The sequence below is a fragment of the Achromobacter sp. 2789STDY5608615 genome (genome assembly GCF_001298995.1).
GTDB classification, from domain to species: domain Bacteria; phylum Pseudomonadota; class Gammaproteobacteria; order Burkholderiales; family Burkholderiaceae_B; genus Achromobacter; species Achromobacter insuavis.
Genome location: NZ_CYTY01000050.1, coordinates 28,357 through 39,699, shown reverse-complemented (window position 1 = coordinate 39,699; position 11,343 = coordinate 28,357). Strand labels below are relative to the sequence as shown.

Below are 11,343 nucleotides of genomic sequence, written 5' to 3'. Positions count from 1 at the left end.
TTTTCTTTGGCGTTCACTTTTCTGTTTTTCCGCGCGCTGTTATTCCAGCTGTTCCGCGGTGTGCCAATGCGCGGGTTGGCGGTTGTTCGATTTCCTTGTTATTGATCCTGCGAGGCCCGCGGCTTGGATGCGGGCCTTTTCTTTTTTGTGCGCTTAGCGGATCAGCTGGTTCATTTCCAGGATCGGCATCATCACGGCCAGCACGATCAGGAGGACGAAGCCGCCCATCAGCAGGATGAGGGCGGGTTCCAGCAGGGCGGTCATGGCCATGGCGCGGCGTTCGAGGTCGCGGGACAGGTTCTGGGCGCCGCGGTCGAGCAGTTCGGGGAGCTGGCCGGTTTTTTCGCCGCTGGCGATGAGGTGGATGAGCAGTGAGGGGAAGGCTTTCTGCGCGGCTAGCGAAGCGGACAGGGAGGCGCCTTCGCGCACGCGGGCGGCGGCTTCGTCGACGGCGCCGCGCAGGACGTCGTTGCCGAGGGTGCGGCGGGCGGCGTCGAGGGCGGTGAGCAGGGCGACGCCGCTGCCGCAGAGGATGGCCAGGGTCGAGGCGAAGCGGGCGGCGTTGACGCCGAGGACGAAGCGGCCGGCCAGGGGCAGGCGCAGGACGCGGGCGTGCCAGGCGCGGCGCGCGGCGGGCACGCGCAGCGAATAGCGCCACAGCATGATGGCGAGCGCGATGGCGGCGCCGGTGGCCAGGCCCCATTCACGCACATAGTCGGACAGCCCAAGCATGATGCGGGTCAGCAGCGGCAGCTGCTGCTTGGCGTGGTTGAAGGCCGACACCACCTGCGGCACGACGTAGCCCAGCAGGAAGATCACGATGATGACGGAGACGCAGGCGACCACGGCGGGGTAGATGAACGCCGTCATGACCTTGCTGCGCAGGGTGTTGCGCTCTTCGATGTAGTCCGCCAGTTTCTCCATGACCTGCGCCAGGTCGCCGGATTCCTCGCCGGCGCCGATCAGGGCGCGGTAGATCTCGGGGAAGTCGCGCGGGCGCGAGGCCAGCGCGGCGGACAGGCGGTGGCCGGCGCGCACGTCGTCGCGCACGCCTTCGAGCGTGGCGGCGATGTGTTTTTTCTCGGCCTGTTCGAGCGTGGCGCTGAGCGCGGCGTCCAGCGGCAGGCGCGCGGCCAGCAGGCTGGCGAGCTGGCGCGTGAGCCAGGCCAGGTCGGCATCGGACAGGCGCGTGCGCAGGGCGGCGCCCAGGCCTTCGGCGCGCGCGGCGGGAGAGGTGGACAGGGGCAACAGGCCGCGGCCGCGCAACTGGTTGCGGGCGCCGCGCTCGCTGTCGGCGTCGATCGTGCCCTGCACGATTTTGCCGAGCGCGTCAGTCGCTTCGTAACGAAAGGATGGCATGGTGGAGGTCGCTGCGGGCTTGCGCCGGTTGGCGCGAAAGGCCCGTAAATCAAGGCTTTGCAGCCCGTCACCTTGCCTTTGGATTATGACCGTAGTGTTGCAGTGTCACCCCGTATACTCCGACGCGCTTTCACGTTTTTTCACACGACTTCACGTCTCAGGCACATCTCGTCATGCGTCATATCGCGCAACTCAGCCTTGCGGTCTTGCTCGCGGCAAGCCAACTCGGACCCATGGCCGGCAAGGCCCAAGCTCAACAGGCGGACAATCGCGTCAGCCTGAACTTCGTCGACACGGACATCCCCGCCGTGCTGCGTGCGCTGTCGCTGTTCACCAAGCGCAATTTCCTGGTGGATCCCCGCGTGAAGGGCAAGCTCACGCTGGTGTCGGACCGGCCGGTCGATAGCGCGCAGGCGCTGTCGATGCTGACCGGCGCGCTGCGGCTGCAAGGCTTCGCGATCGTCGATGTGGACGGCGTGACGCGCGTGGTGCCGGAGGCCGACGCCAAGCTGCAGGGCAGCGCGGTGGTGGGCGATCCGCGCCCGGCGCCCGCCGCCGGCGGCGCGGGCAAGGCGCCGGTGCCGGTGGCGGACTTCGCGCGCGGCCGCTCGGGCAACAGCGGCGAGATGCTGACGCGGGTGTTCCCGTTGAAGTACGAGAACGCGGCCAACCTGGTGCCGGTGCTGCGCCCGATGGTGCCGCCCAACAACCCGATCAACGCATATCCCGGCAACAACACGCTGGTGGTGACGGACTACGCCGACAACCTCGACCGCATCGCGGCCGTGATCGCGCGCATCGACGTGCCCAGTTCGATCGACACCGATGTGGTGCCGGTGCGTTCGGGCATCGCCTCGGACATCGCCATCCTGGCGTCGCAACTGCTGGACACGCAGAGCAGCGACCCGACGCAGCGCATCGCGGTGGTGGCCGACCCGCGCAGCAACAGCGTGCTGATCCGCGCCGGCAGCCCGGCGCGCACGCGCCTGGCGCGCGACCTCATCACCAAGCTGGACGCGCAGCAGAACCGCGCCGGCAACCTGCACGTGGTCTACATGCGCAATGCGCAGGCCACCCGCATCGCCGAAGTGCTGGGCGGGCTGCTGACCGGCCAGGCCAACTCGGCGCCGGGAGCGGGCCCCACGGCAGGCACGGGCAGTCCGCTCGGGCAGGGCGGCGGCAGCCGGCCGCCGCAGGCGTCGGCCAGCAACGGCAATACCGGCCTGGGCATGTCCTCCAACGCGGCGAATTCGTCCGGCAACGCCAAGGGCGGCCTGTCGGGCGACCAGGACCGCATCGCGCGCGACGATTCCGGCAACCAGGCGGTGTCGTATTCCGCCGGCGGCGCGACGATCCAGGCCGATCCGGCCACCAACTCGCTCATCATCGCGGCGCCCGAACCGCTGTACCGCAGCCTGCGCGAAGTCATCGACCAGCTCGACCAGCGCCGCGCGCAGGTGCTGGTCGAAAGCCTGATCGTCGAGGTCAGCGAACAGGCGGCGGCCGAATTCGGCATCCAGTGGATGACCGGCGCCGGCAACATCAACGGCGGCGGCACCAGCTTCATCGGCGGCACCAACCTGGGCGGCAGCGGCCTCTCGGGCAAAGGCCCGACCTCGATCGACGCGCTGGGCGGCGGGCTGAGCCTGGGCGTGGTCAAGGGCACGGTCGACGTGCTCGGCAACAAGGTCATCAACCTGGGCGTGCTGGCCCGCGCGATGCAGAACAGCGGCGAAGCCAACATCCTGTCCACGCCGAACCTGCTGACGCTGGACAACCAGTCGGCCAGCATCCTGGTGGGCAAGACGGTGCCGTTCGTGACGGGGCAATACGTCACCAACGGCGGCAACAACAACAACCCGTTCCAGACCATCCAGCGCGAGGACGTCGGCCTGAAGCTGAACATCCGGCCGCAGATTTCCGAAGGCGGCGCGGTCAAGCTCGACATCTACCAGGAAGTCAGCAGCATCGACGAAAGCAGTTCGTCCGCCACCACCGGCATCGTCACCAACAAGCGCGCCATCGACACCAGCGTGCTGATCGACGACGGCCAGATCATCGTGCTCGGCGGCCTGCTGGAAGAGAACGTGACGCTGACTTCCAACAACGTGCCGGGCCTGAGCTCGATCCCGGTGCTGGGCTCGCTGTTCAAGTACGACAGCCGCAAGCGCACCAAGACCAACCTGATGGTGTTCCTGCGGCCCTACGTGGTGCGCGACGCGCGCCAGAGCGCCAGCGTGACGATGGACCGCTACGACTACATGCGCCGCGCCCAGGGCAACGCGCAGCCGGGCGACCACTGGCTGCTGCCGAACATGCAGGCGCCGATGCTGCCGCCGTCGGGATCGGCGCCGTCGGTGTCCAACAACGCCTATGACATGCGGCCCGACCAGCTGGCCGAGACCATGCGGCGTCCGCCGCCCACGACGGTCGAGTCGTTCGCGGTGCGCCAGTATCCGGCGGCGCGCCAGACCAGCGACCCGGCGCAGCCGATCCGCGCCAGCCTGCCGCTGGGCGTGAGCGTGGCGCGCGATCCGTCTTCGCTCTACGGCGAAACCGAGAGCGCCAGCGCGACGCTGCAGTTCGCCTCGGTCAAGACGCGCGCCGAGGCCGACCGCATCGCCCAGCGGGTGCAGGCCAGCGGGCTGCAGGCCTACGTGCAGACGGGGCCGGGCGGCATGGGCTACGTGGTGCGCAGCCAGGTGTCCAAGGACCCCGGCACCATCTCCACCGCGACGGCGCTGCTCAAGGAACTGGGCTTCAAGGGCGAACTGGTCTCGCATCTATGAGCGCGCATCCCTTGCCCTATGCCTGGGCGCGCGCGCAGCGGGCGGTGCTGTCGCTGCGCGCCGGCCATGCGCAGCTGACGGTGAGCCCGCGCACGCCCGAGTGGGCCGTGCGCGAGATCCAGCGCTGCCACGGCGACATCGCCGTGGCGCGGGTCGACGACGAGGCGCTGGAAACGCTGCTGACCGCCGCCTACAGCCACGCCGAGGACGCCGCCTCGGTGATGGGCGTGGCCGAGAACGAGATCGACCTGGACCGGCTGCTGCAGGACATGCCCGAGGTGGCCGACCTGCTGGACGCGCAGGACGACGCGCCGGTGATCCGCATGATCAACGCGCTGTTCGCGCAGGCGGCGCGCGACGGCGCCAGCGATATCCACATCGAGCCGTTCGAGACCCATTCGGTGGTGCGCTACCGGGTCGACGGCACGCTGCGCGACGTGGTCTCGCCGCGCAAGGCGCTGCACGCGGCGCTGATCTCGCGCATCAAGATCATGGCGCACCTGGACATCGCCGAAAAACGCCTGCCGCAGGACGGCCGCATCGCGCTGCGGGTGGGCGGCCGGCCGATCGACGTGCGCGTCTCGACGCTGCCCACCGGCCATGGCGAGCGCGCGGTGCTGCGCCTGCTGGACAAGGAAGCCGGCCGCCTGCAGCTGGAAAAGCTGGGCATGGCGCCCGGCGTGCTGCGCCAGCTCGACCGCCTGATCCGCCAGCCGCACGGCATCGTGCTGGTGACCGGGCCGACCGGCAGCGGCAAGACCACCACGCTGTACGCGGCCTTGAGCCGGCTGGACGCCTCCACCAGCAATATCCTGACGGTGGAGGATCCGATCGAATACGACCTGGCGGGCATCAGCCAGACCCAGGTCAACGCCAAGATCGACATGAGCTTCGCGCTGGCGCTGCGCGCCATCCTGCGCCAGGATCCGGACGTCATCATGATCGGTGAAATCCGCGACCTGGAGACCGCGCAGATCGCGGTGCAGGCGTCGCTGACGGGCCACCTGGTGCTGGCCACGCTGCACACCAACGACGCGGTGTCGGCGGTGACGCGCCTGACCGACATGGGGGTGGAGCCGTTCCTGCTGTCCTCGTCGCTGCTGGGCGTGCTGGCGCAGCGGCTGGTGCGCAAGCTGTGTCCGGCCTGCAAGAAGCCGTCGATGCAGGATGGCGCGCGGGTGTTCCAGCCGGTCGGCTGCGAGGCCTGCAACCACACCGGCTACGCCGGCCGTTCCGGCATCCATGAACTGTTCACCGTGGACGACGAGGCGCGCCGCCTGATCCATGAAGGCAGCGACGAGCGCGAACTGCGCCGCGCCGCCAGCGCCGCCGGCATGCTCAGCATGCGCGAGGACGGCGCGCGCTGGGTCGAAAGCGGCGAGACCTCGCCGGAAGAGATCCTGCGGGTGACGCGCGACGCCTAGGGTCTGTGCGAGGCGCCAAACAGGCCCTGGTCGCCCACCCCGCGCGGCGACAGGCGGGTCAGCCTTGCCAGCAAGGGACGCGGTGCGGACGGCGCGCTGGCGGCGCAACGCTGCGTGAGCGCAGGCGGTTGCGGCGCGCGTGTCGGGGCCGGCGAGAGGCGTTCATGGCGCGGTGGTGGCCGTGCCCGGCGCTGCCGCGCAGGTGGCCGCGACGCGTTGCAGATCCGCCGCGGACAGCGCGCCAAGTTGTCCGTCGCAGATGCGGGCGGCGCGGGTCGCCACCGTGAAGGGCAGGGCGCCGCCCCGATTGCCGGCGGCGCGCATCAGGGCGACGACGTTGCCGCCCGGACGCAATACGGGCAGGGCGATGCCGTGGCGCCGCGTGAATTCGGTCGCGGCGGCCGGCGTATCGGTGCTGACCAGCAGGACGGTCCACGCCGGATGATCGGCGGCGAAGGCCTGCAGCCGCGGCAGCTCGGTGACGCACGGCGGGCAGTCGCGGCTCCAGAAATTGACCAGCACCGGACCGTCCAGCGCCGCCAGCCGCACGAAGCGGTCGCCGGCCAGCGTCGGCAGCGAGAAGTCCCAGGCCACGCCGACCGGCGGACGCGAGGCTGGCCGGGGCTGTGCGCCCGCCATGAGCGGCGCGGCGCACAGCGCCAGGCAGGCGCGCAGCAGCATGCGGCGCATCAGAAGCTGATCTTGGTGCCGGCGTACAGGTAGCGTCCGCGGCTGGGCCCCCACAGCTGCGTCACGTCGATCTCGCCCGCGCTGTCGACGAACAGCGGGCTTTCCTTGTCCGACTGCTTGTAGTCGAACACGTTGTCGACACCGGCGTAGAAGGTGAAGTTCTTGTTGATGGCGTATTCACCGCGCAGGTCGAGCGTGAAGAAGCCCGGACTCTTGTCCCGCTTGGGCGTGCCGTCGAGGTTGTAGCGGTTCGGGCCGTCCGAGCCGTCGCCGTGGAACTTGCGCAGGTTCATGGGGCCGGTCCAGACCAGCTTGGCATTGAGGTCGAGGTCGCCGCGATCGTAGTCCAGGCCGAGATAGGCCTTGGCGTACGGCCGCGCGAAGATCAGCGTGCCCGCCGGGAAGCGGTAGTTGAAGCCCTCGGCGGCGGCCATGACCGACAGGGCGGGCGTGACCAGATAGGACAGCGTCAGGTCCACGCCCTGCACGATGACGGGTTGCCGCGCGCTGCTGAACACCGTGATCGGGTCGCCGTTGGCATCGGTCTGGCCCGGATCGAGCATGGCGAAGTTCTTGATGTGGTTGTAGTTGTAGGAGCCGGTCACCGCCAGCCGGTCGTCGGCGTAGTTGAGGGCATAGCTGGCGTTCAGGGATTCCTCGGGCTTGGTGATCTGCCGGTCGATGCGGATGGTGTTGAGGATGCCGTGTTCCTGCTCGAAGAAGCTGGTGGGCGCGCGGAAGCCCTTGCCGATGCTGAAGCGGCTGGAGAGTTGGGCCGTGTGGTGATAGAGCGCATTCAGGCGCGGCGAGGTGATGCCGCCGAATACGTTGTGGCGGTCGTAGCGCACCGAGCCGTTGATTTCCAGCGCGTCGTCCAGGAAGGCGCGGTAGGCCTGCAAGAACAGCGCGGGCGTGCGATAGGTGTAGTCGTCGACGCCGCGCACGGCCGTGCCGTCTTCCATGCTGCCGTGGCTCTTCAGGTCTTCGTAGCGGAAGTTGGCGCCGGTGGTGGTCAACCAGCCGGCGATGGGCGTCTGCCAGCTGGCTTCGGCGTAATACTGCTTCTGGCGGGCGATGTAGGTGGCCAGTTCATAGAAGCTGTTCTGCTTGTGCTCTGCCGCGCCGACGGCCAGGCGCAACAGGCTGTCGCCGAAGTGCTTTTCGCCGGTGGAGATGAACTGCACGCGATCCGTGAAGATGATCTCGGACATGCCGCCGCGGCCACCGCGATCGCCGTCCGGGCCTTGATCGTAGGCAACGATGCTGCCGTCTTCCGGCTTGACCCAGCCGTCGCGGTCGGGCGAGCCGTGCACGCCGCCGCGCCAGTCGAAGGGGTTGCCCGAGGTGCTGTCCTTGATGGCCGAATAGTCGGTGCCCAGCGCGCCGCCGCCGCGCTTCTCGTTGACCACATCGAGCCGCCCGCGCACCTTGAAGCCGCCGGCGTCGTCCAGGAAGAAGCCGAGGCCGCCCAGGCGGCGGTCGTAGCCGGTGTACTCGGAGATGCCGTTGTGGTCGGCGTCGACCGAATCGTGCGTGTTGTAGTTGAGCGAGGCCGTGATGGCGCCGCCCTCGAACGGGCGGGCCAGGTAGGCGTCGCCCTGGCGCGAGCCGAAGCTGCCGATCTGCGCGCGGGCGCGGTTCTCGGCCTCGGTCGGACGCTTGGTGACGATGTTGACCGAGCCGGCCAGGGCTTCCGGCGCGATCAGGCTGGCGCCGGCGCCGCGCGCCACGTCGATGCGTTCGACGCCATAGACGCTGACGCTGTCCAGGCCGTAGGCCGACGAGACCGAGGAGAAGATCGGCACGCCGTCGATCATCAGCGTGGTGTAGCGGCCGGGCAGGTTGTTCAGCAGGATGTTGCGCACGTTGCAGATCGAGCATTCGACCTGGACGGCGATGCCGGGGTTCTTGTCGAGCGCTTCGTTGACGTTGGTGGCGCCGGCCTTGGCGATGGCGCGTTCACTGATGGATTCGGTCTTGACCAGTTCGTCGCGCAGGGCGCCGGGCCGCATCGATCCCTGGTTGGAGCGGTCGATGACGGTGATCGCCGGTAGCGTGGCGGTGTGGTCGGCGGGCGCCGTGGTCTGGGCCTGCGTGGCGCCGGCAGCGGTCAGCGCCGCCGCCAGGGCGGCGAGCCGGAAGCGGGAGGGCGTGCGGGAGGGGAAGGCGAAAGACATGGCAAGAGGCATCGGGCGTGCGGTTTCCAGGAACGGACGGCCGCGGCGCAGGCGCGGGGCGCCCGCGCCGCGGCGCGTTCAGTTGAGACAGGGAACCGTGCCGGGCCCGCGCGGCGCGACACGCGGCCGCGCCTTGCGCGAGGCAGGGCGGGACGCAGCGGTGTGGCGCAGGGAAATGCTCATGGAAGGGCGCGGATCTGCCGTGACGGAAATTATTCAAAACGTTATGTTTTATGAAAATTTGCGTCAACGTCAGCCGGTCTGATAGTGACCGGTGCGCCGGCGAGGGCGGCCGCCAGGGCCGTGAAAGGCGGACTATTTGCCGGTGCCGAAGACCACGACGTCGTCGCTGCGCCGGCCCAGGGTCGACATGAGGCCGTCGAGCGCGCCGCGGTCGGCCTCGCTGGCGCCGGGGGCGAAGGTCGCCTGGCCCTGGAAACGCACGCCGCGGGCGTTGACGCTGCCCTGGCCGGTGACGGCCAGCGGACCGCTCTCGGTGCTGAGCGCCAGCGTGGCGCCGGCGCGGCCGTTGCCGCGCACCCGCAGCACATAGGTGCCGACCGGCGCCACCGGCGACAAGGCGGTGGCGGCGTCGCGCCAGCGCAATTCGGCCAGCGGCGCGTCGGGCAGGGCGCCGCCCAGGCGCAGCGCCTGCCAGTTGATCTCCAGCGCGCCCTCGGGCGCCAGCGTGTTCCAGGGCGCGCCCAGCGCCGGCAGCACCGTGGCGGGCACCCGCAGCGATTGCGCCGACAGCGACAGGCCGTCCCAGCCCAGGCCGGCGCGCACCGGTCCGCGCAGCCAGGGATGCGACACCTCCAGCGTCATCGACGACCAGCGCCACTGCCAGTGCAGGGCCTGCGGCAGCATGCGGCGCGCGCCGGGCGGGCCGAGCGCGAGCCAGGCGCTGCCGTTCCAGACCGTGCCGGCGGCGTCGGCCAGCGTCACCGGCGCGTCGGCGGGCAGGAAGGCCAGCAGCCAGCGGGCCGGCAGCACGGCGGCCGCGGCCGTGAGGGCGCAGGCGGCGCAGGCCAGCGCCAGGCCGGTGCGCTTGGGCAGGCGGGGCAGACGCATCAGGAGCGGGCCCGCGGGGCCGGCAGGGCCAGCTTGATGCTGCCGTTGACCAGGCCGGGCAACGGCCGGCCATTGACGTTGGCGGCGCGGGTCAGCTCGACCTGCCTGACCGCCAGGCCCCAGTCGCCGGCGGCGTTCTCGAGCCAGCGCAGCAGCGCGGACGAGGGCACCTCGGTCACGGCCAGCGTGACGCTGTCGCCCTGGCCGGGATGATCCAGTTTCCAGTGGTCGGCCGGCAGGCCCGCGCGTTCCAGGCTGGCGCCGATGTCGGCGGCGGCCGGCAGGGCGGCGGCGGGCGCGGCGGCCTTGCCGCGCAGGGCCATCGCCTGGGTGGTGATGTCCGCCACGGCGGCGGCCTGGCCGCGCAGGCGCGGCAGTTCCTCGCGCAGCTTGCGCGCCGAGTCCAGCGCGGGTTCGATCAGCAGCGTGAAGACCAGCGCCGCGCCCAGCAGGGCGCCGGCGCCGTTGACCAGCCGGCGCTCGCGCGGCGCCAGGGCCTGGTAGCGCTGGCGCGCGCGGTCGGCGGCCGGCGCCAGGGGTTTGAGGGCGGCGCGCCAGGCGGCGCTCAGGCGTTCAATGGGCTTCATGGTTGGCTGCGCGTGATGCGCCAGGTGTTGTCGGTATCGCCGCGTTCCAGCTTCAGGCCCTGCGAGGCGGCCTGCTGGACCAGCGCGGGCGTTTCGGCCACGCGCTGGGCCTGGGCGCCGGCGTCGGCCAGCTGCAGGGTCAACGCCTGGTCGGCATAGGACAGGCGGGCGACGTTGTCGGCGGCGAATGGCAGGGTCTGCGCGGCGGCGCGCGCCAGTGGCAGGAAGTCGCCGGCGTTGGCGGCGCCGCGGCGGTTCTGTAGCGCGTCCAGGCCTTGCTGCGCCTGGCGGGCTGGGTCCAGCACCACCGGCAGCTCGGGAAACGCCGCCAGCACCTGGCGACGCATGCCGTCGCGCAGCGACTGCGCCTCGCCGCGCAGTTGCGCCGCATGCAGGTTCAGGCCGCCGATCCAGACCACGGCGGCGACGGCGCTCCAGCGCCATACCGGCCGCCAGCGCGATACGCGCGCCGGCGCCAGCTGCGGCATCGCCAGCGACCACGAGGGCGATGGCGCCAGCCAGCGCGGGTCGGCCGGATCGCGCAGCGGCGTCAGGTCTTCGGGCGCCAGCGTCTGCGGGGCAATCAGGGCGTGGGCACGCAGGCCCTGCGCGTTCAGCAGGCTCCAGGCGCGGCGCACCGGTTCGCGCGCCGCCCAGGCCAGCGCCACGTTGCCGTCGGCGCCGCGCGGGCCATGGCCGATCGCCAGGTCGTCCAGGTCGCTCAACACCAGCGGCTCGAGCGAGCCGCGCACGGCGGCGGCAAAGCGCGCCTTGGCCACGGCCGGCACCTGGACGGTGGCGGCGATGACGTCGGCCGGGTGCAGCACGGCCTCGCAGGCGGCCTGCGGATAGGCCTGGCCCAGGGCGTGCAGCGTCAGCTCGCCCTGGCGCGCGCAGCGGCCGCGGCGGTCGAACCAGGCAAAGGGCAGCAGCGAGCCCGGGCCGAGTTCGGCGAGCGGGGCCAGCGCGATGCGCAAGGAATTCTTCAAGGGGTTTCTCTCGTCCAGATGGTGTCGGGCGCGGCGGGCGGCGCGCTGCGGATCAGCGCCTGCATCGAGACCCGAGCCCGTTCGTAAACGACCGCGCCGCTGGCCAGGAACCAGCCGCTGGTCGTGCTGACGGCGGGCGCGGGCGTCTTGACGCCGGTGGCGGCCAGCCGGTTGGCGAAGTCGCCGCTGTTGTTGAACCAGTTGCCGCGATCGCGTTCGCCGGTGATGGCGCGGGCCTGGCTGAGCGACAGGCCCGC

Annotated in this window: 9 protein-coding genes; 2 read left to right on the top strand and 7 right to left on the bottom strand. The window is 70.7% G+C overall.

Annotation, left to right across the window (positions count from 1 at the left end):
* Positions 1 to 153: 153 nt before the first annotated feature.
* A complete protein-coding gene (gene gspF / locus AOZ49_RS27950) occupies positions 154 to 1,359 on the bottom strand; it encodes a type II secretion system inner membrane protein GspF (RefSeq protein WP_054432030.1) in 1,206 nt (401 codons plus the stop codon).
* 173 nt (positions 1,360 to 1,532) lie between these two features.
* On the opposite strand from gspF, the gene gspD reads away from it, so the two are divergent.
* Positions 1,533 to 4,148: a type II secretion system secretin GspD gene (gspD, locus tag AOZ49_RS27945; protein WP_054432029.1), complete on the top strand. Its 2,616-nt coding sequence runs from the start codon at positions 1,533 to 1,535 to the stop codon at positions 4,146 to 4,148.
* Positions 4,145 to 5,572 (top strand): type II secretion system ATPase GspE, encoded by a 1,428-nt coding sequence (gene gspE / locus AOZ49_RS27940; protein WP_054432028.1) that lies wholly within the window; start codon positions 4,145 to 4,147, stop codon positions 5,570 to 5,572. Before gspD ends, gspE begins: the two co-directional genes overlap by 4 nt.
* Positions 5,573 to 5,734: 162 nt before the next feature.
* On the opposite strand, the gene AOZ49_RS27935 is transcribed toward gspE, so the two are convergent.
* From AOZ49_RS27935 to AOZ49_RS27910, 6 genes are all read right to left on the bottom strand, one after another.
* Entirely contained in the window at positions 5,735 to 6,262 is a 528-nt protein-coding gene (locus AOZ49_RS27935) for a TlpA disulfide reductase family protein (protein WP_054479001.1), read from the bottom strand.
* Entirely contained in the window at positions 6,262 to 8,439 is a 2,178-nt protein-coding gene (locus AOZ49_RS27930) for a TonB-dependent receptor plug domain-containing protein (RefSeq protein WP_082380610.1), read from the bottom strand. Before AOZ49_RS27930 ends, AOZ49_RS27935 begins: the two co-directional genes overlap by 1 nt.
* 315 nt (positions 8,440 to 8,754) lie before the next feature.
* On the bottom strand, positions 8,755 to 9,510 hold the full coding sequence (gene gspN / locus AOZ49_RS27925; RefSeq protein ID WP_054432025.1) for a type II secretion system protein N: 756 nt from the start codon (positions 9,508 to 9,510) through the stop codon (positions 8,755 to 8,757).
* Positions 9,510 to 10,097 (bottom strand): type II secretion system protein GspM, encoded by a 588-nt coding sequence (gspM, locus tag AOZ49_RS27920; protein ID WP_054478997.1) that lies wholly within the window; start codon positions 10,095 to 10,097, stop codon positions 9,510 to 9,512. The genes gspN and gspM overlap by 1 nt, the downstream gene beginning before the upstream one ends.
* Positions 10,094 to 11,086 (bottom strand): type II secretion system protein GspL, encoded by a 993-nt coding sequence (gene gspL / locus AOZ49_RS27915; RefSeq protein ID WP_054432023.1) that lies wholly within the window; start codon positions 11,084 to 11,086, stop codon positions 10,094 to 10,096. Before gspL ends, gspM begins: the two co-directional genes overlap by 4 nt.
* A partial coding sequence (locus tag AOZ49_RS27910; RefSeq protein ID WP_197286795.1) for a type II secretion system protein GspK occupies positions 11,083 to 11,343 on the bottom strand: 261 nt, incomplete at its 5' end. The genes AOZ49_RS27910 and gspL, both read right to left, overlap by 4 nt.

Excerpts from the sequence above, each read along its gene's own strand:
- gspN (WP_054432025.1), bottom strand. The coding sequence starts at position 9,510 with ATGCGTCTGCCCCGCCTGCCCAAGCGCACCGGCCTGGCGCTGGCCTGC.
- gspF (WP_054432030.1), bottom strand. The coding sequence starts at position 1,359 with ATGCCATCCTTTCGTTACGAAGCGACTGACGCGCTCGGCAAAATCGTG.
- AOZ49_RS27935 (WP_054479001.1), bottom strand. The coding sequence starts at position 6,262 with ATGCGCCGCATGCTGCTGCGCGCCTGCCTGGCGCTGTGCGCCGCGCCG.
- gspM (WP_054478997.1), bottom strand. The coding sequence starts at position 10,097 with ATGAAGCCCATTGAACGCCTGAGCGCCGCCTGGCGCGCCGCCCTCAAA.
- AOZ49_RS27930 (WP_082380610.1), bottom strand. The coding sequence starts at position 8,439 with ATGTCTTTCGCCTTCCCCTCCCGCACGCCCTCCCGCTTCCGGCTCGCC.
- gspD (WP_054432029.1), top strand. The coding sequence starts at position 1,533 with ATGCGTCATATCGCGCAACTCAGCCTTGCGGTCTTGCTCGCGGCAAGC.
- gspE (WP_054432028.1), top strand. The coding sequence starts at position 4,145 with ATGAGCGCGCATCCCTTGCCCTATGCCTGGGCGCGCGCGCAGCGGGCG.